This is a genomic window from Natronincola ferrireducens (assembly GCF_900100845.1).
In the GTDB taxonomy this organism is placed as follows: domain Bacteria; phylum Bacillota; class Clostridia; order Peptostreptococcales; family Natronincolaceae; genus Natronincola_B; species Natronincola_B ferrireducens.
In genome coordinates this window covers 470,210-494,270 of record NZ_FNFP01000002.1, presented here as the reverse complement: position 1 = coordinate 494,270, position 24,061 = coordinate 470,210, and the positions used below count along the sequence as shown (strand labels likewise).

The 24,061-nt window shown below is 33.8% G+C and carries 26 protein-coding genes and 1 other annotated feature; all 26 genes read left to right on the top strand.

Going from position 1 to position 24,061, the window contains the following annotated elements; genetic code table 11:
• The first annotated feature begins 2 nt into the window (after positions 1-2).
• The 26 genes from BLS22_RS07930 to sdaAA all read left to right on the top strand — a co-directional run bounded on the left by BLS22_RS07930 (position 3) and on the right by sdaAA (position 24,054).
• Positions 3-2,795 (top strand): penicillin-binding transpeptidase domain-containing protein, encoded by a 2,793-nt coding sequence (locus BLS22_RS07930; RefSeq protein ID WP_090553193.1) that lies wholly within the window; start codon positions 3-5, stop codon positions 2,793-2,795.
• A 179-nt stretch (positions 2,796-2,974) separates the two neighbouring features.
• Positions 2,975-3,616 (top strand): septum site-determining protein MinC, encoded by a 642-nt coding sequence (minC, locus tag BLS22_RS07925; protein ID WP_090553190.1) that lies wholly within the window; start codon positions 2,975-2,977, stop codon positions 3,614-3,616.
• A 13-nt stretch (positions 3,617-3,629) separates the two neighbouring features.
• On the top strand, positions 3,630-4,433 hold the full coding sequence (gene minD, locus BLS22_RS07920) for a septum site-determining protein MinD (RefSeq protein WP_090553187.1): 804 nt from the start codon (positions 3,630-3,632) through the stop codon (positions 4,431-4,433).
• A 21-nt stretch (positions 4,434-4,454) separates the two neighbouring features.
• The gene (gene minE, locus BLS22_RS07915) at positions 4,455-4,739 is read left to right on the top strand and encodes a cell division topological specificity factor MinE (RefSeq protein WP_090553184.1); all 285 of its coding nucleotides are present in this window, start codon (positions 4,455-4,457) and stop codon (positions 4,737-4,739) included.
• Positions 4,740-4,758: 19 nt separating this feature from the next.
• Positions 4,759-5,160 (top strand): methylglyoxal synthase, encoded by a 402-nt coding sequence (gene mgsA, locus BLS22_RS07910; RefSeq protein ID WP_090553181.1) that lies wholly within the window; start codon positions 4,759-4,761, stop codon positions 5,158-5,160.
• Between the two features lie 160 nt (positions 5,161-5,320).
• Positions 5,321-6,031, top strand: coding sequence for a murein hydrolase activator EnvC family protein (locus tag BLS22_RS07905; RefSeq protein ID WP_176762101.1), 711 nt, complete (start codon positions 5,321-5,323; stop codon positions 6,029-6,031).
• 22 nt (positions 6,032-6,053) lie between these two features.
• Positions 6,054-6,938, top strand: coding sequence for a M50 family metallopeptidase (locus BLS22_RS07900; RefSeq protein ID WP_090553175.1), 885 nt, complete (start codon positions 6,054-6,056; stop codon positions 6,936-6,938).
• Between the two features lie 93 nt (positions 6,939-7,031).
• Positions 7,032-8,870 (top strand): TIGR03960 family B12-binding radical SAM protein, encoded by a 1,839-nt coding sequence (locus tag BLS22_RS07895; protein WP_090553173.1) that lies wholly within the window; start codon positions 7,032-7,034, stop codon positions 8,868-8,870.
• On the top strand, positions 8,870-9,607 hold the full coding sequence (locus tag BLS22_RS07890; protein ID WP_176762100.1) for a TIGR03936 family radical SAM-associated protein: 738 nt from the start codon (positions 8,870-8,872) through the stop codon (positions 9,605-9,607). Before BLS22_RS07895 ends, BLS22_RS07890 begins: the two co-directional genes overlap by 1 nt.
• A gap of 57 nt (positions 9,608-9,664) precedes the next feature.
• Complete coding sequence (locus BLS22_RS07885) at positions 9,665-11,164, top strand: Rne/Rng family ribonuclease (RefSeq protein WP_090553167.1); 1,500 nt, start codon at positions 9,665-9,667, stop codon at positions 11,162-11,164.
• A gap of 115 nt (positions 11,165-11,279) precedes the next feature.
• On the top strand, positions 11,280-11,591 hold the full coding sequence (gene rplU, locus BLS22_RS07880) for a 50S ribosomal protein L21 (protein ID WP_090553164.1): 312 nt from the start codon (positions 11,280-11,282) through the stop codon (positions 11,589-11,591).
• Positions 11,592-11,601: 10 nt separating this feature from the next.
• Entirely contained in the window at positions 11,602-11,934 is a 333-nt protein-coding gene (locus BLS22_RS07875; protein ID WP_090553161.1) for a ribosomal-processing cysteine protease Prp, read from the top strand.
• 3 nt (positions 11,935-11,937) lie between these two features.
• Entirely contained in the window at positions 11,938-12,219 is a 282-nt protein-coding gene (rpmA, locus tag BLS22_RS07870) for a 50S ribosomal protein L27 (protein ID WP_090553158.1), read from the top strand.
• A 137-nt stretch (positions 12,220-12,356) separates the two neighbouring features.
• A complete protein-coding gene (gene obgE / locus BLS22_RS07865; protein ID WP_090553155.1) occupies positions 12,357-13,640 on the top strand; it encodes a GTPase ObgE in 1,284 nt (427 codons plus the stop codon).
• A gap of 23 nt (positions 13,641-13,663) precedes the next feature.
• Positions 13,664-13,846: a hypothetical protein gene (locus BLS22_RS07860; RefSeq protein ID WP_090553152.1), complete on the top strand. Its 183-nt coding sequence runs from the start codon at positions 13,664-13,666 to the stop codon at positions 13,844-13,846.
• 17 nt (positions 13,847-13,863) lie between these two features.
• Positions 13,864-14,163, top strand: coding sequence for a ribosome assembly RNA-binding protein YhbY (gene yhbY, locus BLS22_RS07855; protein ID WP_090553148.1), 300 nt, complete (start codon positions 13,864-13,866; stop codon positions 14,161-14,163).
• 188 nt (positions 14,164-14,351) lie between these two features.
• Positions 14,352-15,017, top strand: coding sequence for a nicotinate-nucleotide adenylyltransferase (nadD, locus tag BLS22_RS07850; RefSeq protein ID WP_090553145.1), 666 nt, complete (start codon positions 14,352-14,354; stop codon positions 15,015-15,017).
• A gap of 25 nt (positions 15,018-15,042) precedes the next feature.
• Positions 15,043-15,621: a bis(5'-nucleosyl)-tetraphosphatase (symmetrical) YqeK gene (gene yqeK / locus BLS22_RS07845; RefSeq protein WP_090553143.1), complete on the top strand. Its 579-nt coding sequence runs from the start codon at positions 15,043-15,045 to the stop codon at positions 15,619-15,621.
• Positions 15,622-15,664: 43 nt separating this feature from the next.
• Positions 15,665-16,831, top strand: a complete 1,167-nt coding sequence (locus tag BLS22_RS07840) for an LCP family protein (protein WP_090553140.1) — start codon at positions 15,665-15,667, stop codon at positions 16,829-16,831.
• A gap of 117 nt (positions 16,832-16,948) precedes the next feature.
• The gene (locus BLS22_RS07835) at positions 16,949-17,950 is read left to right on the top strand and encodes a calcium/sodium antiporter (protein ID WP_090553137.1); all 1,002 of its coding nucleotides are present in this window, start codon (positions 16,949-16,951) and stop codon (positions 17,948-17,950) included.
• 21 nt (positions 17,951-17,971) lie between these two features.
• Positions 17,972-18,340, top strand: coding sequence for a ribosome silencing factor (rsfS, locus tag BLS22_RS07830; protein ID WP_090553135.1), 369 nt, complete (start codon positions 17,972-17,974; stop codon positions 18,338-18,340).
• A gap of 60 nt (positions 18,341-18,400) precedes the next feature.
• Positions 18,401-18,588: a binding site (T-box leader), on the top strand.
• 56 nt (positions 18,589-18,644) lie between these two features.
• Positions 18,645-21,113, top strand: a complete 2,469-nt coding sequence (leuS, locus tag BLS22_RS07825) for a leucine--tRNA ligase (protein WP_090553132.1) — start codon at positions 18,645-18,647, stop codon at positions 21,111-21,113.
• Between the two features lie 20 nt (positions 21,114-21,133).
• Complete coding sequence (locus BLS22_RS07820; RefSeq protein ID WP_090553130.1) at positions 21,134-21,781, top strand: helix-turn-helix transcriptional regulator; 648 nt, start codon at positions 21,134-21,136, stop codon at positions 21,779-21,781.
• Between the two features lie 23 nt (positions 21,782-21,804).
• Complete coding sequence (locus BLS22_RS07815) at positions 21,805-22,185, top strand: RidA family protein (protein ID WP_090553127.1); 381 nt, start codon at positions 21,805-21,807, stop codon at positions 22,183-22,185.
• A gap of 293 nt (positions 22,186-22,478) precedes the next feature.
• Positions 22,479-23,150: an L-serine ammonia-lyase, iron-sulfur-dependent subunit beta gene (gene sdaAB, locus BLS22_RS07810; RefSeq protein WP_090553125.1), complete on the top strand. Its 672-nt coding sequence runs from the start codon at positions 22,479-22,481 to the stop codon at positions 23,148-23,150.
• Positions 23,151-23,166: 16 nt separating this feature from the next.
• Positions 23,167-24,054 (top strand): L-serine ammonia-lyase, iron-sulfur-dependent, subunit alpha, encoded by an 888-nt coding sequence (gene sdaAA, locus BLS22_RS07805; protein WP_090553122.1) that lies wholly within the window; start codon positions 23,167-23,169, stop codon positions 24,052-24,054.
• Positions 24,055-24,061: the final 7 nt, after the last annotated feature.

Below are 24,061 nucleotides of genomic sequence, written 5' to 3'. Positions count from 1 at the left end.
ATATGATTTTTAAAAAGCTAAAAAACAGATACAATGTTATTATATTAACATACATTTTGGTTTTTGTAGTTATTCTATTTAGATTAGCTACTATTATGATTGTTCAGGGTGAGGAATATAGGGAGCAGGCCGAGAACAGAATTATCAAAACTATACCATTGCCAGCTGCTAGGGGAGAGATAAGAGACCGTTACGGTAGACTATTAGCAGGAAACCGACCAAGCTTTACTGTCCAAATCATGAAAAATGAAGTAATTGATGAGAAAATAAATGAAGTATCACTTAAACTTATAAATATATTGGAAAAGAATGAAGATAAATACAATGATGAATTTCCTATCATCTTTAGTGAAGAAGGAGAGTATGTTTTTACCTATGATTTAGAAATTCAGAATTGGAAGGAAAGAAATGATCTGTTAAAAGCAGGAACTGCACAAGAAGCTTTTGAAATGCTACGAAGAAGATATGGTATAGAAGAAACTGACCCGGGAGAAGTTCAACAACAGTTAATTAGAGCAATGGGCACTGTACCTATTACCATAAGCAGACAACCATTTCAGTTCATTGAGGAAATGCGTAAGGAACAATGGTTGCAAAGCTATAACATTACAGATAAGGAACTCTCAGCCTACGAGGCTTTTCAAATTGTTAGAAATAACGTCTACAAGATTCCTGAGGAATATTCTGATGTAGAGGCTAGAAAGATTATGGTTGTTAGAGAACTCCTTAGAAAACAGGGCTATCTACAATACCAGCCTGTAAGAATTGCCCAAGACCTTTCAGAGGCTTCAGTAACAGAAATCGAAGAAAAAATCATGAGTCTTCCTGGGGTAAATATAGCTGTTGAGCCCGTACGGTATTACCCAGAAGACCAAAGGGCTGCTCATGTATTGGGTAATTTAGGAAAAATATCACAACAAAACGAAATTGATAAATATGTTAGAGAACTGGGCTATCTTCCAAGTGATATTATTGGTAAAACTGGAATAGAACATAGCTTTGAAGAAACTCTAAAGGGTCAGGACGGCTCTCAAAGGGTTGTTGTGGACTCCAGGGGAAGGCTTATAAAAGTATTGGAAATAGAAGATCCTATTCCTGGAGATGGGGTTTATTTAACCCTTGATGCCAATTTACAAAGAGTGGCAGAGGAAACCCTAGAGGAGGTTCTAAAAACCCTTCAAGCTGGAGGTACCTATGAAGGTCGTTGGGGAACCGATCGCCTCGTCAGCAGATGGGGACCTCTGGATAATGCCACCTCAGGTTCTGTAGTTGTTACTGATATAAAAACTGGAGAGGTTTTAGCTATGGCTAATTATCCTGCCTATGATCCCAACCTGTTTGCCACAGGGATAAGTAGTGCAGACTGGAATAGTCTTATGCCAGAAAATGAAAGGGACCCCTTAGCTCCAAGACCTCTTACTAATATTGCAACAAGCACAGCTATACAACCTGGTTCAACCTTTAAAATGATTGTAGGTTTAGCTGGTATAGAACAGGGTTTAAGTCCAAACTATAGAATATTAGATAGGGGTTTTATTCAAGTAGGAGGTCATAGCTTTGGTAACTGGTTATGGAATCAAAGTCGTCGAACAATGGGTTATCAAGGTCTCCATGAAGCTATTGCTGATTCTAATAATTATTATTTCTACTCAGTAGCCAATGGATATGATTATGGATCTGGAAGATACTTACCGATTAAAATGAATACCGATATTCTCACAAAATACACAAAAATGTTTGGATTAAATGATAGAACCGGAATAGAAATTCAAGTGCCTAGGGAAAGATCTGGGGGTGTCCCTAGCATAGAAAATAAAACCAGAACAATTAAAGCTATGCTAAGACGGCACCTCGAAAGACAGATGAAGTTGGATGATCTTGATGATACCAAAGTGGAGGCGACAGAAGAAGTATTGAAAGAAACTATTGAACAAATTGTCAGTTGGGCAGAGGAAAATCCTTCTAGAGGTGAGGTTTATAGAAGAATGGTGGATTTAGGCATCAAGGAAGATAGGGCCAATATTTACACAGATATTTGTAAATACAGCTACTTTACTCAAGCTAGATGGAGTGTAGCTGACACCATGAACTTCGCTATTGGCCAAGGAGAGCATTCCTACACCCCCCTCCAGATGGCGAATTATATGGCTATATTAGCTAACGGAGGCTATAGGTATAATTTAAGCTTAGTAAGAAAGACCCAAAGCTATGACGGGGAAAGTATAACAGAGTTTCCTCCAGAGCTAGTAGAGCGTATTGAATTAAAAGACTATAAAAACTTAGATGAAGTGAACTATGGTATGTATTTAGTTAACAAAACAGGGTCGGCTAGAAGTTATTTTAGAGACTTCCCTATTGATGTAGCTGGGAAGACAGGAACAGCCCAAAGATCAGGTAAAATCCCTCCTGTTGATGAAATACAATATTTAAAGCAGCATTTAAGAGCTTGGGGGGTATCAGAAGCAGCAGTAGAGCATAAAATGGCTCAATTGATGGAAGAAAACAAAGACAATCCCAGATATGAGGACGAAAGCTTTGTTATGAGAGAAGCCATTAAAGCCCTTAATCCTAGAGCTAATTTGGATCAATTTAAAAGGGATTACGACAACTATGCATGGTATACAGGCTTTGCTCCCTATGACGATCCCCAGATAGCTATATCAGTCCTTATTTTCCAAGGGGGATCTGGAGGATATGGTGCCCCCATATTTAGAGAAATAGTTGCTGAATACATGGGATTAAATACAGTAGTAGAGCAAGATGGAATAATGATAGAAAACAGGTTAACTCCCTAGCAGTTAACCTGTTTTTTTAAAAGTACCCAATTAACTGTTATTATTTGTCGCTTTTCCTACTATAGTCCCTAACTTTTTTTGTTAATATTAAGAAGGATTTAAGATAGTTGTGGAGAATTTATTATTTAAATGATATAAAAGGTAATAAGAAATTAATTCACTAGTGGAGGTAGTATTCCATGGCTGAAGAAAACGCAATTGAATTTAAAGGAACAAAACAGGGACTTTTTGTTTGTATCAAACCAAATTATGATTTTGAAACAATTCGACAGCATCTAATAAATAAGCTGGAAAAGGCACAAACTTTTTTTAAGGGTGCTAAAATCTTTGAAATTCGTTGTGAACTCTTAACAACTGAAGAAAAAGAAGAACTAGAAAATATTATGACTACTAGATATAAGATGGATGTCGTCAAGGAAAAAGAGGTGGACAGTAGTAATAAAACAAGCAATGAAGTTTTTGAGGGTATAATGGAAGGAAAAACGAAGTTTATAAAAGGGACCTTAAGATCAGGACAAAAAATTGATTATGAAGGAAATTTAGTGATTATAGGGGATGTTAATCCTGGTGCCCAGGTTACTGCTAAAGGCAATATTATTGTTATGGGAAGCCTTAGGGGAATAGCCCATGCGGGTTCTAATGGCAATGAGGAGGCTTGTGTAGCAGCTATATACTTAGACCCCACTCAATTAAGAATTGCAAACATTATAACCAGAGCTCCTGATGGTAAATACGAAAAACCAAAGAATCCAGAATTAGCACGTATTAAAGAAAATAGTATATATATTGAACCTTACTTAAACAATAAAGTAAACAAATAGGGGGTAATTAATAATGGGAGAAGTAATTGTCATTACATCAGGGAAAGGTGGCGTTGGCAAAACAACAACTACAGCCAATTTAGGTACAGGCTTATCCCAATTGGGATACAAAGTAGCTGTTATTGATGCTGATATAGGTTTGAGGAACTTAGATGTTGTAATGGGGTTAGAAAACCGTATTGTTTATGATTTAGTAGATGTTGTAGAAGGGACGTGCAGATTAAGACAAGCTCTTATCAAAGATAAACGATATGAGGGATTACACTTATTACCTGCTGCACAAACTAAGGATAAAAATGCAATCTCTCCTGAACAAATGCAGAAGTTAACCAATAACTTAATAGAGATGGAGGGCTTTGATTATGTATTAGTAGATTGTCCAGCTGGGATTGAGCAAGGATTTAGAAATGCCATAGCTGGTGCTAGTAGGGCAATTGTTGTTACAACACCAGAAATATCAGCTGTTAGAGATGCCGATAGAATTATAGGCCTTCTAGAGGCTTCAGAATTAAGGGATCCCCTTTTAATTATTAACCGTATTAGGATAGATATGGTAAAAAAAGGAGATATGATGAATATCGAAGATATGATTGATATTTTAGCAATTGACTTATTAGGGGTAATTCCTGATGATGAAGCTATTGTCATAGCTACTAATAAAGGCGAACCAGCAGTTACTGATAATACTTCCATGGCTGGACAAGCCTATAGAAATATAGCTAAACGTATTACTGGTGAACAAGTGCCCTATATGAGTATGGAGGCTACTGAAGGATTTGTTGCAAAGATAAGAAAGATTTTTGGCTTAGCAAAATAATATATAGAAAGGAGGAAAACAATGGATTTTTTAAAGTTTTTTAACAAAGACAATGGAACAAGCAAAAATGTTGCTAAAGAACGGTTAAAGCTAGTATTGGTGCACGATAGAACGAATTGCTCTCCTCACTTTCTGGATATGGTCAAGGGAGATATTATTAAAATTATATCTGACTATGTTGAGATTGATGAAGAAGGATTTGAGGTTACATTGACAAAAACAAAAAGAGATAATGATGACACCATGATGCCAGCATTAATAGCAAACATTCCAATTAAAAAAATGAAAGAAAAAAGTCGGGGATAATAGATTTAGGAGGAAGCTTATGAATATAGCACTTATAGCCCATGACATGAAAAAAGAAATGATGGTAAATTTTGCAACAGCCTATGAGTATATATTAAAGGATTATAATCTATTTGCTACTGGGACAACTGGGAAAAAAATTATGGAGGCTACCTCACTAGAAGTCCACAGATTTCAGTCAGGTCCTATGGGAGGAGACCAACAAATAGGTGCAGAAATCGCTAATAATAGAATGGATATTATTATCTTTTTTAGAGATCCTTTAACTGCTCAACCCCATGAGCCAGACATTCAAGCTCTTATAAGACTATGTGATGTACATATGATTCCTGTTGCTACAAATATTGCTACTGCAGAAATTTTAATTCGATCTCTAGAACGTGGAGATTTAGAATGGAGAAAATTTGTTAATAAAAGGTAAACAATATAGTTTTACAGAGACTGTTTATTTATTAAAATAAATGGTCTTTTTTATTTGTCCACATTTCTATAATAACTTTTAGAGGCTGTAATAAATTAAAGAACATAGCAATATATTTATACTAAATCTACACAAAGTCTACACAAAGGAGGGAATGAAGATGAATACAAGAAAAAGTAATAACCAAGTCCAACCCATAGGAATTTTCCACAATAGAACAAACAAAAATCCTGTAGGTCTATGGGACATAGATTATGGGCTGTGGTTTAAAAAAACTTTCATAAAACTGATTATATGTCTCACGATATTGCTGGTGATCATAATTATAAAAAATATTAATACAAGAGCAACCAATTACATTATTACTAAAGTGGATTATAGAATAAATAAACAATTTAACTTAGTTGACAATTATCACTGGGCAAAGGATTCGGCATTACAGTTAATTAGAAAAAGTGATGATATTATCCCAGTCTTCAACTTCGGAGGAACATCTCAAACTCAATTTGTATCACCAATGAAGGGGGAGATCATCTCTTTTTTTGAAGAAGAAGTAGAGGGAAGAACAGTAAAAACTAGAGGTATTGTAATACAAGGAGAAATAGGGGATGAGGTTATTGCCACACAGGAGGGTGTGGTGTTAGAGATTGGCGAAAACCAGTCAAGTGGTAATTATATCATTATTAAACATAAGGGAGAATTGTTATCTGTGTATAAAAATTTAGACCAGAGAATAGTAAGTAAAAATCAGAAGGTTGTCATTGGAGAAATAATAGGTACAAGTGCAGGAAAATTACGATTTGAAGTGTGGCAAAACAAACAACCGGTGGACCCTTTGCTATTTATTAATCTTGGAATTCAAAGTATGTAGACTATAAAGGCAGGCATTTAAAATGAGACTATTTAAATTGTTTGGGATTGTAATAAAAATAAATTATTTGCTAATACCTATTTGGGTTTTTAGCATTTATTATGAATATTTTCATGAGCTAATCCTTGTCATGTTGGTTATTGTAACCCATGAATTAGCTCATTCTTTTGTAGCTATATATTATGGCGTAAATGTTACAGAAATTGAACTATTTCCCTTTGGAGGGGTGGCTAGAGCAGAGAATTATTTGGATTTAGACCCTTTCAAAGAAATGGTTATTTCTATCGTTGGTCCCATTGTAAACTTTGTTTTATTATTAATAGCAATTATGATACAATCCTATATAACAACCCAAGTAGATATATTATTATTTTTTATCTTTATAAATCTTACTATTGGGTTATTTAATATGCTTCCAATTTTACCCCTGGATGGTGGAAGAATACTAAGGGCATATCTTAGTAACAAAATAGGGTTTAAAAAGGCAACGAAATTTATGATAAAACTTAGTAAAATAATAGCAAGTTCTCTATTTATTATCAGTATTTATCTAGGCACAAAAAACACAGAAAACTTTTTTTTAACTGGCATAGCTATTTTCTTATACTTTAAAGCCCATAATGAAGCAGAAAAAATTGGCTATACTTTTATTTATCAAATAGTCACTAAGAAAAAGCAACTGCTGGATAAGGGGATTATGGATGTTAAATACTTAACTGCCTTGGAATCTATTGATTTAAGAAAAGTTTTACAGGAATTTTCAACAAGTAAATATCACTTTGTCACAGTAATTAATACAAAAGGCAAGGTGTTAGGAAACATTTCAGAAAGTGAAATATTAGATGCCATCATTCAATATAATTACAAATTAACTTTAGCCAATCTTTTAGAAATATTAAAAAAATAATCAATATATAATAACATATTTTCAAATCAGTTATGTTATCATATACTTATAAAGGAATATACATATGAAGGAAAAAGAATTGGAGGACCATATATGAATGCTGTTAATATTGAAGATTTACTGTACAAAGTTGAAAAACCTGCAAGATACTTAGGAAACGAGTTAAATAGTATACATAAATCAATTGATAATGGAACAATACGCTATGGATTTTGTTTCCCAGATATTTATGAGGTTGGCATGAGTCACTTAGGTATGCAAATTATGTATCATCTATTAAATACAATAGACGATGTTTATTGTGAAAGAGTTTTTGCACCTGCAGTAGATATGGAAGAGGAAATGAGAAGTAACAACATTCCTCTTTTTGCTCTAGAAAGTAGACAACCTATTAAAGGTTTTGATTTTTTAGGCTTTACCCTACAATATGAACTAAGCTACAGTAACATTTTAAATATGCTACATTTAGCAGGAGTTCCAGTATTTAGTAAAGACCGTACTGAAGACCATCCTCTTGTTATACTAGGAGGACCTTGTGCCTACAACCCTGAACCTATTGCAGATTTTGCTGACATTATAGTGCTAGGAGAAGGGGAAGAAGTACAAATAGAAGTATTAGATATTTATAGAAAATTTAAAAAGGAAGGTTATGTAAAAGCAAACTTCTTAGAAGAAGTTGCTAAAATATCTGGGGTATATGTACCTAGTCTATATGAAGTGACCTATAAAGAAGATGGGAGGATTCAATCCTTTATCCCTAAGATTCAAGGGATACCTTCAAAAATAAAGAAAAGAATCATCAAAAACCTAGATGATGTATTTTATCCAGAAACAATGATAGTACCTTACTTAAACGTGGTACATGATCGGGTAGTGCTAGAAATATTCAGAGGCTGTACAAGAGGATGTAGATTTTGTCAAGCTGGTATGGTTTATAGACCGATCCGTGAACGGTCAGTAGAACGTTTAAGGAATTTAGCAGAAAACCTATTAACCTCAACTGGTTATGAAGAAATTTCATTAGCTTCCTTAAGCACCAGTGATTATTCAAGCTTACATGATTTTGTAACTCATTTAATAGAAAAGTATAGTAGTGATAAAATAGGTATATCCTTACCATCCTTAAGATTAGATAGCTTTTCTCTACAACTCATTAAAGAGATACAAAAAGTAAGAAAAACAGGCCTAACCTTTGCACCGGAAGCTGGAAGCCAACGATTAAGAGATGTTATTAATAAAGGGCTGGTAGAAGAGGATTTAATGACGGCCGCTGGTCAAGCCTTTCAGTCAGGATGGAGCAGTGTAAAGCTGTATTTTATGCTAGGATTACCAACAGAGACACTAGAAGATTTAACCGGGATTAAGGACTTGGCCTATAAAGTAGTAGACCTATATTATGAAACCCCTAAAGACCAAAGGGGGAGGGGTTTAAATGTTACTGTTAGCACCTCGACCTTTGTTCCAAAGCCATTTACACCATTTCAATGGGAACCTCAGATTACACTAGAAGAAATTGATAAGAGACAGAAATTTCTAAGAGAACAAATACATCGGAAAAACATAACCTATAATTATCATGATGCAAAAACCAGCTTTTTAGAAGCAGTCTTTGCTAGGGGTGATAGAAGATTGTCCAGGGTTATAGCATTAGCTGTGGAGGAGGGCTGTAGGTTTGATGGATGGATGGAGCATTTTGATTATAATAAGTGGATGGAGATCTTTAAAAAGGTCGATATCGATCCTGCCTTTTATGCCAATAGACAGAGGGACTATGATGAAATTCTACCGTGGGATCATATAGATGTAGGAGTAACTAAAGCGTTTCTTATGAAGGAGAATGAAAAAGCTAAAAATGGTGAATTAACGCAGGATTGTAGAACCAGCTGTTCAGGATGTGGCATCAATCAAGATTTTGTAGGAGGAATTTGTTAATGCATAGGATAAGATCAAGATTTTACAAAAAAGGAGATATGGTTTTTATTTCTCACTTGGATTTGATTCGTTTGTTTGAAAGGGCTTTTAGGAGAGCTAATATAGCTATATCTTATACACAAGGCTACAACCCCCACCCAATCATGTCCTTTGCTACTGCTTTAGCTATTGGGGTGGCTAGTGAGGGAGAATATATAGATATAGAAATTACAGAACCTATGGATCTAGAGGATTTTGCAAACAAACTAAACAAGGTTTTACCTGAGGGGTTAAGGATTATTAAAAGTCAGTACATCCCTAAAAATGCAGATTCATTGATGTCCATCATTAAATATTCTATCTATAGTGTTAAAGTAATTTTTTCAAACCAAACAACAGAAGAGGTATTAAAAGAGGAATTAAAAGGGTTTTTAAATTTAGAAGAAATTATAGATATAAAAGAGAAAAAACGTAAAAATAATTATAAAAAATCAAATAAAAGTCAAGTACAAAGAATAAATATTCGAGACTATATCCATGATATAGAAGTAATAGAGGTTAAAGAAAATATTGCAATTATAAAAATGATACTAGCAACTGGAAGCACAGGAAATTTAAAGCCTGAAACCGTAATAAATAAGCTGGATGAAATGACAAAGTTAGATATTAATAAGGATAAAGTAAGAATACACCGGCATGATTTATTAACAAAAATAAACCCAGCACACTTGACACCTCTAGATGATATAGAAATTTAAGCTTGTAGGAATACAGAGACTTTTTTTAGTGAAAATAACTCTCTAGGAGTTGGTTATATGAATGAAATAATTGTAGACAAGGGTATTAATGAGACTCGCCTAGCACTTTTAGAAAATAAAGAGCTAGTTGAAATATATATAGAGAGAAAAAATAATAAGAGGATAGTAGGTAACATTTATAAAGGAAGGGTAACCAATGTTTTGCCTGGTATGCAGGCTGCTTTTGTAGATATTGGTCTAGAAAAAAATAGTTTTCTCTATGTTAAGGATGCTATACCACAGGCATATGACGATGAAAATGAAAAATATAGAAATGTATCTATTAGAGATATTGTCAAGGAAGGGCAGGAAATTATTGTACAAGTTATTAAAGAACCTATCGGCTCAAAAGGTGCTAGGGTGACTACCCATATAACCTTGCCAGGAAGATGTTTAGTCTTAATGCCCTATACCGATTATCTTGGGGTTTCTAGAAGAATTACTGAAGAAGAAGAACGGGATAGATTAAGGAAAGAGGTTGAAGAAATAAAACCACAAAATATGGGTGTTATTGTTAGAACAGTGGCGGCTGGTAAAAGTAAGGATACCTTTCAGGATGACATTAAGTTTTTATTAAAGCTATGGCAAAAGATAGAAAAAGAAAAAAAGTTAGGCTTTGCTCCCCGTATGATTTATACAGACTTCGATTTAGTAGACAGAACAATTCGAGATATATTTAATAAAGATATTGATCAATTTGTTGTGAATGATGAAGAAGAGTATAGAAATGCACTGGATTTAATAGATTTAATATCGCCTTCTTTAAAGAACAGGATAAAACTATACAAAGATGATATGGAGATTTTTCAAACCTATAATATTGAAACTCAACTTAAAAACGGAATTGCCAGAAAAATATGGTTAAAGAGTGGAGGATATATTGTTATTGATTCCACAGAAGCTTTGACAGTGATTGATGTTAATACCGGTAAATATGTAGGAACTACAGATCTAGAAAATACTGTATATAATACCAACATCGAAGCTGCAAAAGAAATAGGAAAGCAGTTAAGGTTAAGAGACATCGGAGGTATTATTATTGTAGATTTTATTGATATGACCAATCAAGATTACATTCAGCAAGTATTAGATGTACTACAACAAGCATTAAACAAAGACCGAACAAAAACCAAGGTTTTAGGCATTACTTCTTTAGGTTTAGTAGAAATTACAAGAAAGAAAGTTAGGCAGAAGCTTGAATCACTTTTACAGAAAAAATGTCCCTATTGCGAAGGTACGGGAAGGGTCTTTAATGAAGATGTTTTATTATATAAAATAGAAAAGGAAGTTAAAAGAATACATATCCATACCAATGCAGAGGCAATTATCTTTCAAGTAAGTCCTGAAGCATTTGATCAAATTTCTAACAGCTCATTTGTTATTAAAGAAATAGAAGAGATGCACAGTATAAAAGTATGGGTAATTCCTAATAAGGAAGTCCATCATAATGATTTAAATGTAAAAGCCATAGGAAGACTAGAAGTAATTGAAAAGATGGCAGGTGAAATGCAGGTGTAATGCTTGACACAGCTAACGGACTATGATAATATATATACTTGGAAGTAGCCGCTCGAATGGGGTTGTAAACGAAAGTACCTTGCATTCGGCGAGACTGGTTTGAGGAGGTGTAAATATGTACGCAATTATTGAGACAGGTGGAAAACAATACAGAGTGCAAGAAGGAGATACATTGTTTGTTGAAAAATTAGATGCAACTGAAGGCGATGTAGTAACCCTTGAAAATGTATTAGCAGTTTCTAAAGAAGGTAGTCTAACTGTAGGTAGTCCATTAGTAGATGGTGCAAAAGTTGAAGCTAAAGTACTTGAACAAGGTAAAGGTAAAAAAATCATCATTTTTAAGTATAAGGCTAAAAAGGACTTCAGAAAGAAACAAGGTCACAGACAACCCTACACAAAATTAGTTATTGAAAAAATTAATGCTTAAGGTATAACTTATGATAAAAGTAAGTGTTAAGCGTAATAAAAACAATGACGTAGTTGAGTTTGATATTTCAGGTCATGCTTATGCTGATGAACCAGGAAAGGATATCGTTTGTGCAGCAGTTTCTATGTTAAGCCAAACAATCCTACTGGGGATATATGAAGTATTAGAAATAAATGTAACCTATGATATGAAAAATGGATACTTATATTGTTGCATACCTGATGGTTTATCAAAAGAAAAAAGACATGAAATTAATATATTGCTTGAGACAATGATAATTGGATTTAAAAATATTGAAAAAAGTTATTATCAATATATAGAGGTTCATGACAAGGAGGTGTAAGTCATGTTTAGAATTGATCTTCAATTATTCGCTAGTAAAAAAGGGGTAGGTAGCTCCAAGAACGGCAGAGACAGTAAAGCTAAAAGACTAGGTGTTAAAAGAGCTGATGGACAATCAGTATTAGCTGGAAATATTTTAGTAAGACAAAGAGGAACTAAAATCCATCCAGGAATCAACGTAGGAAAAGGTGGAGACGACACATTATTTGCATTAATAGATGGTGTTGTTAAGTTCGAAAGAAAAGGTAAAGACAAAAAACAAGTTAGCATTTATGCTAGTAACTAATTAAAAACCGCCAAAAAACGGCGGTTTTTCGTTTAATTTATAAGATTTGTTGGAATAATATATTAAGTCAAAAGATATTTTTCACAAACAATAGAATACAGTATTATAATATTAAAATAATAAGGGTGAACAAAGCTATGTTTGTTGATAAAGCAAAGATAAATTTAAAAGCTGGAAAAGGTGGAGACGGTGCTGTTGCCTTTAGACGGGAGATTTATGTTCCCGCTGGTGGACCTTCTGGTGGAGATGGTGGTAAAGGAGGGGACATTATATTTGAAGTAGATGAGGGTATGAGAACCTTGATGGACTTTAGATATAAAAAGCACTATGTAGCCTCCAATGGCGAAGATGGTAAAAAGAAAAATATGTACGGAAAAGATGGAGAAGATTTAGTTTTAAAAGTACCTCCTGGGACAATAGTTCGCGAGGAAAAAACTGGATTACTCATTGCTGATTTGGTAAAGGGTGGAGATAAGAAAATTGTAGCCAAAGGTGGTAAAGGTGGGAAAGGGAACGTTCATTTTAAAAGTTCTACAAGACAAGCCCCTGGATTTGCTATTGCAGGAGAATATGGTGATGAGATAACTGTGGTTTTAGAACTAAAATTGATTGCTGATGTTGGGTTAATAGGATTTCCTAATGTGGGAAAATCAACAATATTATCTGTTGTAACCAGTGCTAATCCTAAGATTGGTAATTATCATTTTACCACTATTACACCTAATTTAGGAGTTGTAAAAACAAAGTATGGAGACAGCTTTGTTTTGGCAGATATTCCAGGGTTAATTGAAGGGGCCCATGAAGGAACTGGTTTAGGTCATGAATTTTTACGGCATGTTGAGAGGACAAAGCTATTAATACATGTCATCGATGTAGCAGCATTAGAAGATAGAGACCCAATGGAGGACTTCAATAAAATCAATGAAGAATTAAAATTATACAGTCCTCAATTAAGTAAAAAACCTCAAATAGTTGCTGCCAATAAAGTAGATATTCCACAAGGGGAAGAAAATTTTAAAAGCTTTAAAGAACAACTAAAAAATACAGGTGTTGAAGTGTTTCCAATATCTGCTGCAACCAATAGGGGTTTAGAAGAATTATTTACATATGTATCTAAAAAGTTAAAGGAAGCAGAGGAAACCTATAGAGAAGAAGAAATAAATGAGGAAGAAAAAATATATAAATATGAAAAAGAAGATAAATTTCAATTTACAGTTGGCAAAGAAGATGGTATCTTTATCATTGAGGGGAAATTTGTTGAAAGATTAATTCATTCTACAAACTTTGATAGTATGGAGTCATTAAGCTACTTTCAAAAGGTATTGAGAAAGCGAGGAGTTATAGATGAATTAAAGACTTTGGGAATTAAAGATGGAGATACTGTAAAAATTGATGATGTAGAGTTTGAGTATTATGATTAAGAGATGGGGGTTTATCGATTAACATGAACTGCATACACTGTGAAAATTGCAAGTTGAATGCAAAAACCTACTATTGTTTTGCCAAAAACGACTTTGTTATAGATACACCAATACAAGTAATTGATAAGGCTAGAACCGGTTGGAAAAAAGGAAAAAAAGAGTATGAAATTCATAGAAGGAAGCTTAGAAAAGAAGTTGAAATTTAGAAAAGAGGAGTAAATACATGTTAACAGGAAAGCAAAGAACTTATCTCAAGGGTTTAGCCCATGGGATAAAGCCAATATTCCAAATTGGGAAGTTTGGTATTACTGATATTTTGTTATCAGAACTAGATAATGCACTGGAAGCTAGGGAACTTATAAAAATCAATATTTTGGAAACCAGTCTATTAGATACAAAACAAGCTGCAAATCAAGTAGCCGAGGCATTAAATGCTGAATTTGTACAGGCTATTGGCAATAAGTTTACTATCTATAGACTATCAAAAAATAATCCCAAAATAGAACTACCTAAGAAGTCATAGACTGAAGGGCACCTAAGCTTATAAAGAAGGTGCCTTAACTTTTTATAGGCATTACAATATAGAACCACCTATAGAAAAGAACTTTTTAAATTTCATTGTTTATAGTAAGATCCACTACAGTACTATAAGTATATAGCTAGGGCATGATATAATTAAACATAGAGGGCAAATAGAAAAGGGGTATTACAATGGAAAGGGAAATAATAGATAGCAGATTACAGGCTAATTATGAATCTAGAAAAAACAAAATTGGTATTATGGGGGGAACCTTTAATCCTATTCACTTAGGACATCTATTTATTGCTGAAACTACTCTAATTGAGGTAGGCCTGGATAAAGTGATATTTATACCCACTGGAACACCACCCCATAAAAAACAAGCAGCTATAGTAGATGCACATCATAGGCTTCATATGACAGCTCTGGCTATAAACCATCATGAAAAATTTTTTCTTTCCGATATAGAAATAAATCGTGAGGGATATTCCTATACAGTACATACTGTTCAAGAATTATTGAAGATTTATGGACAGGACACGGAATTTTATTTTATTACTGGCAGTGATACTTTTATGGAAATAGAAACCTGGAAGAACTATCAACAATTATTTGCTTTGATTAATATTGTAGTTGCAACGAGGTTAGGAGATAATGACGAAGATATAGAACTAAAAATTAACTATTTTAGAAAAAAATACCAAGCTAATATTATTAAGCTGCCTATACCCATTTTGCAGATTTCCTCTAGTGATATTAGAGAACGTTATCAAAGAGAAAAAACTATTAAATATTTAATCCCCCCAGAGGTAGAAGCATATATAAAGAAACATCGACTATATGAAAATGGACAATAAAAACATAAAATCTAGGAGTGGATTTATGGATAACAACATTATTACCAAAATAAAAGATTCCTTACAAAATACTATCAATCCTAAAAGATATTTACATACCATGGGAGTGGTTGATGCATCTATTATTTTAGCGCAAAAATATGATGGTGATATATTCCATGCTACAGTGGCAGCATTACTACATGATTATGCAAAGGACTTTTCAAGACAGCAGTTAATGGACTATATAAATACACATAACTTATCAGTAGATCCTATTATGTTAGAGGCTTATCAGCTCCTCCATGGTAAAGTTGCAGCATCTATAGCTGAAAAAAAATTTCATATTGATAATATAGACATTTTGAACGCTATAAAACATCATACAACTGGACGAAAAAATATGAGCAAGCTGGAGAAAATAATATATTTGGCAGATTTTATAGAAAAAGGTAGAAATTATCCAGGTGTAGAAGAACTGAGGAAAATTGCAGAGGAAGATTTAGATAAGGCGGTTTTAAGAGCGTTGAATAATACAATTGTTTACGTCCTCAGTATAGAAAAGCTTTTACATCCTAATACTTTACATGCTCGAAATGAGATGCTGTTAAAGTTTGAAAAATAATCATCTAAGAAGTAATTTATATACTTAAGATAAGAGGTGGGTTATGGCAAAAAGGAAGAAAAAACCGAGGAGTTTTATTACGATTATTACTTTAGTTATCATCATAATAAGCATTTTTACAATAACTACCACTGTGGATTCCTTTTCCTTGTTATCAAAATCAAATAAAAGAATAAACATTTTAATATTTGGTATCGATGCTACACAATCCTCCCAAAGTAAGGGGACAAGATCCGATACTATTATGCTTCTAAATATGGGGGTATCAGGCAAAGACCCTATATTAATATCTATTCCAAGAGATACAAGAGTTGAAATACCAGGGAGAAAATATCCCGAAAAAATTAATCATGCCCATGCCTATGGCGGTATAGAGCTACTGATTGATACTGTAGAAGGATTTTTAGATATACCAATACATTATTATGCAAGAATAAATTATAAAGCTGTTGAAGAACTAGTAAATGCTTTAGGAGGTATAGAAATCGATGTACCTATGGATATGAAGTATACTGATGCTTTTGATAATCCTCCATTACAGATTGACATTAAAAAGGGCTTACAGACTTTAAATGGAAGGGATTCACTTCATTTCCTAAGGTTTAGAAGTGGCTATGCCAACCAAGACTTAGGAAGAATTGATGCACAACAACAATTTGCTAATGCAATAATAAAAAAGGTTAAATCTCCAACAATTATTTTCAAGGCTCCTAAACTTACAACAATTTTTTATAGCAATATAGATACTAATATACCTAAGACAAGGATGCTTTATTTAGGTATAGGGAGTATTTTAGGAACTCAACAGGAATTGACAAAGATGACCTTGCCCGGTAGTCCTGCCATGATTAAGGGTGTTTCCTATTATGTAGCAGATGATAAAGAACTTCAACATATGAAAGAAAATTACTTAACCCCTCGAAAGTCAGTAGAAACTAGTAAAATAGAAGTTTTAAATGGATGTGGAATTAATGGTGTAGCAACAAAATTTGCTGCATCTCTAGAAGCTTCTGACCTTCATGTTTCTTCTATAGGAAATTATGAAAGAAAAGATGTTTTACAATCTTTTATAGAGCATAGTCCCCAAAGCAAAAAAGCTGCTAAGAAGATTGCTAAAATATTAAACATAAAAGAACTTATTGAAGCTGAGGGAAAGTATGAAGATATAGATATTAAGATAGTGATAGGGAAGGATTTAGGTGATCAATAATGATAGAACACATATTTTCTTCATAGAAAATAGACATATATTAAAAGATTATAAATATATTATAACGATATAGATTTCTATAAAAAATAGATGTAGCAAGGCAATAGGGGGGACAATATGGAAAACTTAGGGGTTTTCTTACTTTTTATTTTAGGCGTTATTATCATCATCAAAGGTGGAGACTGGTTTGTGGAATCAGCTGTATGGACAGCTAAAGTGACGGGAGTTCCTAATGTATTAATTGGGGCTACTATTGTAAGTGTAGCAACTACCTTACCTGAACTACTAGTTTCTTCTATCGCCACATATCAAGAATATTATGATGTTGCAATAGGGAATGTGGTAGGATCTATGGTTTGTAATATCGGTCTTATACTAGGATTTACTGCATTGGTATCACCTATAAAACTTGACACGAAAAAATTCGCTATTAAAGGATTTTATATGCTTATTTGTGGTTTGGCACTCCTGTTGGTAGCAAAAGATACTATTATTACTCCTTCGGAGGGTAATTTATTTATTATATTGTTTATTATATACGTTGTTATGAATATATTAGAATTTAAAGACTATGATAAAGATAGTATTCAAGAATATGACTTTATAAGTATAAGTAAAGATAGCAAAATAATAAATATAGGGAAATTCATCCTTGGAGCTCTTTTTATTACCTTTGGAGCAAGACTTTTGGTTAACAATGGCGTGGCTATTGCAAAGTTAATTGGTGTACCTCAACAAGTAATAAGTTTAACACTAATAGCTCTAGGTACATCCCTACCTGAATTAACTACTGCTGTAACATCAGTAATAAAAGGACATAAAGAAATATCTGTAGGCAATATTTTAGGAGCCAATATACTTGACATAGTAATGGTTCTTGGGGTATCCTCTAAAATAGGAGAAAAAGGAATGGTAATTAGTTATCAAAATATTATGGTAGGGGCAACAATACATAATATTCCTCAAACCCTTTATTTGGATATTCCAGTAGCTTTACTAATGATGATGATTTTAGTGTTCAGTGGAATATTTAAACGTGCAATTACCCGTGGTATTGGCTTCAGCATTGTAATCATATATACTATGTATTTAACAATACTTGCAAAATTATTTATATAAACAAAAGTTAGGAGGAATTAAATGAACAACGATATTATTCGTTTAGTCGCTAAAATTGTTGAATCAATTGATGATAAACTGGGACAGGATATTGTAGTGCTGGATCTAAATGGAGTATCTACTCTATGTGATTATTTTGTCATTACTAGTACATCCTCTACCAGACAAGTAAAAGCTATTGTTGATGAAGTAGAAGGTAAGCTTATGGAAGAAGGTATTTCTATTTCCCATAAGGAAGGATATGATACAGGAAAGTGGGTATTATTAGATTATAGAGATGTGGTTGTTCATGTCTTTCATAAAGAAGATAGAGAGTTCTATAACATAGAGGGGATTTGGAAAGATGCAACAATTATAAATATTGACAAAATAATTGATGATAATATATAATGATACAATATAGATTGGCTTAAAGCAATAAATGACACGATGAAAAACTTAATTTATGGAAATAGTATTAAGGAGTAGTAGACAGTATCTTGTTTTTTAGAGAGTTGGTGGTTGGTGGAAACCAATAAACAAGATTGTTGAACTTACCTTATTTGTAATCAGCTATACAGGATGGCATCCTTTATCAACCAAGAAAGAGGACTTTCTGTCAAATAGGGTGGTACCGCGGATTTATTTCCGTCCCTATAGACATGAGAGTTTTTGTTTTTTAAACCTAAAAGTTAGAAGGAGGAAAGTTAAATAAATGACTACTTATGATTTCAAAAAAATCGAGAAAAAATGGCAAGAAAATTGGGAAAATGAAAAAGTTTTTGCTAACTATAATGAAGAACATCCTAAATATTACGTATTAGAGATGTTCCCATATCCATCTGGTAAAATTCATATGGGTCATGTTAGGAACTATTCCATAGGAGATGTAGTGGCACGTTATAAAAAAATGCAGGGTTTCAATGTCTTACATCCTATGGGATGGGATGCCTTTGGGTTACCTGCTGAAAATGCTGCTATAAAACATGGAATACACCCTGATGTTTGGACAACCCAAAATATTCAGGATATGAAAGAACAGTTAGATACCTTAGGATTAAGCTATGATTGGGATAGGGAAGTAACCACCTGTAAACCTGATTATTATAAATGGACACAATGGTTGTTTTTACAATTCTACCATAAAGGATTAGCCTACAAAAAAGAATCTAGAGTAAACTGGTGTCCTTCCTGTGAAACAGTATTAGCTAATGAACAAGTTGTCAATGGACAATGTGAGAGATGCGACAGTGCCGTAGGAAAGAAGATGTTAAATCAGTGGTACTTTAAAATAACTGATTATGCAGAAGATCTCTTAGCGGATATTAACCTGTTAGAAGGATGGCCCAACAAGGTTAAGATTATGCAAGAAAATTGGATAGGAAAAAGTGAAGGAGCAGAGATCGAATTTGAAATTCAAGACTTTGAAAAAAGCTTAAAGGTATTTACTACTCGCCCTGATACAATTTTTGGTGCAACCTATATGGTATTAGCACCGGAACATCCATATGTTACGGAATTAGTTAAAGATACAGAGTACCAAGAAAAAGTGAAGGCTTTTATCACTAAGCTACAGCATATGTCTGATATAGAGAGAACATCTACTGATACAGAAAAAGAAGGATTGTTTATTGGAAGATACTGTATTAATCCGTTGTCTGGACAAAAAATCCCTATATTCATTGCAAATTATGTTTTAGTAGACTATGGGACAGGTGCCATTATGGCTGTTCCAGCCCATGATCAAAGGGATTTAGATTTTGCTAGAAAATATAATATAGAAGTACTTCCTGTCATAAGACCTGAAGAATCAGGAGATACCTTTACAATAGATACTGAAGCCTATGATGAAGAAGGGATTATGATAAACTCTGGAGAATTCAATGGATTAAGAAGTGCTGAAGCATTTAATAAAGTTTGTGAAGCATTAGAAAAAGGAGAAACCGGCAAAAAGACCATCAACTATCGTTTGAGGGACTGGTTATTGTCTAGACAAAGATATTGGGGCACACCAATTCCTATCGTTTATTGTGACAGATGTGGCATTGTTCCAGTTAAAGAAGAAAACCTCCCTGTTGAATTACCATTAGATGTTAAATTTACAGGAGCAGGACTGTCACCTTTAACAACAAGTGAAAGCTTTATTTATACACCTTGTCCCCAATGTGGCGAAACAGCTAAAAGGGAAACTGATACAATGGATACCTTTGTAGATTCTTCTTGGTACTTTTTAAGATATGCTGATGCTCATAATGAAAATCTACCTTTTGCAAAAGAGGCTGGAGACTACTGGATGCCTGTTGATCAATATATTGGAGGGGTAGAACATGCTATTCTACACCTACTATATTCAAGATTTTTCACAAAAGTTATAAAAGATTTAGGCTTAATAGATATAAAAGAACCCTTTAAAAATCTATTAACTCAAGGTATGGTACTAAAAGATGGTGCTAAAATGTCTAAATCAAAAGGAAATACAGTGAGTCCAGAAGAAATTATTGAAAAGTATGGTGCTGATACTGCTAGATTGTTTGTACTTTTCGCTGCACCACCAGAGAGAGACTTGGAATGGAGCGATCAAGGGGTAGAGGGATGTTTTAGATTTTTAAACCGTGTATGGCGTCTTGTTGAGGAAGCATTAGAGAACAACAAATTAAACTTACCCTCCCGTGAGATGACAAAGCAAGATAAAGATCTTCAATACATGATACACAAAACTATCAAAAAAGTAACAGAAGATATAGAAGAAAGATTTAACTTTAACACCGCCGTAAGTGGAATTATGGAGTTAGTAAATGATTTGTATAAGTATAAAGAAATTGATAAAAGTACTATTAATGGTTTGCTATTCAAACAGGGGATTGAGACAGTAATTAGCCTTTTATCTCCTTTTGCACCCCATATGACGGAAGAACTTTGGCACAAAATGGGAAATACCACCAGTGTTTATTTGTCTCAGTGGCCTAAGTATGATCCCAAAGCCATCGTAAGGGATGAAGTAGAAATCGTGTTGCAAATTAATGGTAAAGTTAAAGAAAAAATAATGATACCATCTAATTTAGATAAAGAAGGTTTAGAAAGAATAGCACTAGAAAACGAAAAGGTGCAACGATTTATTGAGGGAAAAGAAGTAAAGAAGGTAATAGCAGTCCCCAAAAAATTAGTAAATATTGTAGTAAAGTAAGGAAAGCAGAGGTGGAGATGATGGATAAAAACTTGCACCCCATATTAAATAGTATGATTCCTATGGTGGAGGGAATTGCAAAGACCCTTGGTCAAAATTGTGAGGTTGTGCTTCATGAACTAAAAAATTCCCAAAAGTCTATTGTAGCAATTTATAATGGACATGTAACAGGAAGATCTATGGGGAGTCCAATGCTTGATGTCGGTATTCAAGCTATTAGAAAAGGAAACGATGCTGACAACATATTGAACTATAGGAACAAAAGCTCTGACGGGAGAGTACTAAAATCATCCACCATGTTTATTAGAGATCAAGAGGATCAAATAATAGGCTGTCTATGTATTAATATTGATATTTCTGAATTTGTAGTGGCCCAAAAAGCATTAGAGGATCTATTAAAAACAGATATTAAAGGAGAAGAAAATCTAGGAGAGTTCCCTAACAACAATGTAAATGACGTGTTAATAAACATTGTAGCGGAAACCTTAGATTCCTATGGAAAACCAGTTTCCTATATGAACAAGGAAGAAAAGGTAAATATTGTTAAGAAATTAGATGAGCAAGGGGCATTCCTTATTAAGGGGGCAATTGATTATGTTGCCAAAATTCTATGTGTTTCAAGATATACCATTTACAACTATTTAGATGAAATAAGAGTAAGTGGATAAATATAAATTAGGAGGTTTTACAAATGTATAAAGCAATTAATACTAAAAAAGCACCAGCAGCTATTGGACCTTATTCACAAGCAGCAAAGGTTAATGGCTTCCTATTCGTATCTGGACAGATACCTATGAATCCAGAAACTATGGAGATTGTTGAAGGAGATATTAAACAACAAACAAAACAAGTCTTAGAAAATCTAAAGGCTATTTTAGAAGAGGCTGGTGCAACCTTTAATCATGTTGTAAAAACAACTGTTTTCATAAAGGACATGAATGATTTTACTGACATTAATGAAGTTTACAGCACCTATTTCACTGAAAACAAACCAGCTAGGGCTTGTGTAGAAGTGGCGAGGCTGCCTAAAGATGTTGGTGTTGAAATTGAAGCTATAGTTGTAGTAGAATAGTAAAGTATGATAGTGGTCAAATTATATGACCACTATTTTATTTTATGGCTCTGTTAAACGCTATGGTTGATTTTTACATTCTATGAATTCTTGAATTCTGTCATCCTGAGGGAACCGAAGGATCTAAGACTCTTCGCTATCCTCAGAGTGACAATCACTTAATATCTTGTCATAGCTTTATTTGCACAATATCAACATCTATGTTTGACATAGCTTATTTTATAAAAAATTTTGCTTTAAAAAGTTAGTGAAGGGCATATAATAACTTTAACGAGATACAGGAGGTTTATACTATGAAGGATTTTAGCATGTTTGATATTGTAGGACCTAATATGATTGGCCCTTCTAGCTCCCACACAGCTGGAGCTTGTAGGTTAGGCAAGGTAGCTCATAAAATTGCAGGGGGAAGTATAAAAGAAGTGACCTTTCTATTACATGGCTCCTTTGGAAAAACCTATAGAGGTCATGGTACGGATAAGGCTCTATTGGGAGGGATATTAGGATTTGACCCTGATGATGAAAGAATTAAATACGCTTTTCAATTAGCTGAAAAGGAAGGTATTTCTTTTGAATTTATAGAGAAAGATTTAGGAGATGTACATCCTAACACTGCTAAAATTATTATTCAAAAAAAGGATGACAATTGTATTGAAATTTTAGGCTCATCTATAGGTGGGGGCAACATTGTTGTTACTGAGATAAATGGATTAGAACTGGAATTTACCGGGGAATATGTTACGCTAATTATTTCCCATATAGATAAACCAGGGGTTATAGCTAAAGTATCCTCTATACTAGCGGAATACCATGTCAATATTGCATTTATGAGGGTTTATCGACATGGTAAGGGACAGAAGGCTTTTATGATTATAGAAACCGATGATGCTATTGAAGAAAAAGCAGTTAAGGATATTAAATGTGTTGATGAGGTTGCAAATGCATATTTAGTTAGTATAAAAAGCTAAAGGATTGGTGATAACAATGAACTTTACAACAGGAGCTGAGCTATTAGATTTATGTAAGCAATCTAACAAAAATATATCAGAAATTATGATGATGAGGGAGCAAAACACTTCTGATTTAACAGAAAGACAAATAATAGACAAAATGATGTCAAGCTTACAAATTATGAAGGAAGCTGCCCATAGAGGAATAACACAAGAAGTAAAGTCTGTTAGTGGTCTTATTGGTGGAGATGCAAAGAAGATTAATGATAGAAGTAAAAAGGAAAAATCTGTTTGTGGACTTATTATGAGTAAAGCTATAAGCAGGGCAATGGCTGTCCTAGAAATAAATGCTGCCATGGGAAGGATTGTAGCTGCACCAACAGCGGGTTCATGTGGAATATTACCAGGCACCTTGATTACTGTTGGAGAAGAATTTGAACTTAATGATGAAGCTTTATTACAGGGATTAATGACAGCCAGTGCTATAGGGATGATTATTTCTAGAAATGCTACAGTTGCAGGGGCCGAAGGAGGATGCCAGGCTGAAACAGGCTCTGCTGCTGCCATGGCAGCAGCAGCTGTTGTGGAATTAGTTGGGGGAACGCCAGAAATGGCTCTAGATGCTGCTGCCATGTGTATTAAAAACATTCTTGGTTTAGTATGTGACCCTATTGCAGGTTTAGTTGAAGCCCCCTGTGAAAAAAGAAATGCTATAGGTGCTGCAAATGCTCTTATATCTGCAGAAATGGCATTGGCAGGAGTAAAAAGCATTATTCCCTTCGACGAAGTTGTTGATACTATGTATCGTGTAGGTAGATGTTTACCAGATGAGCTTAGGGAAACAGCCATGGGAGGATTGGCAGCTACACCTACTGGAAAAAAACTTCATGAACAAATATTTGGAAATCAAAAAAAGAAGTAAGTATCCC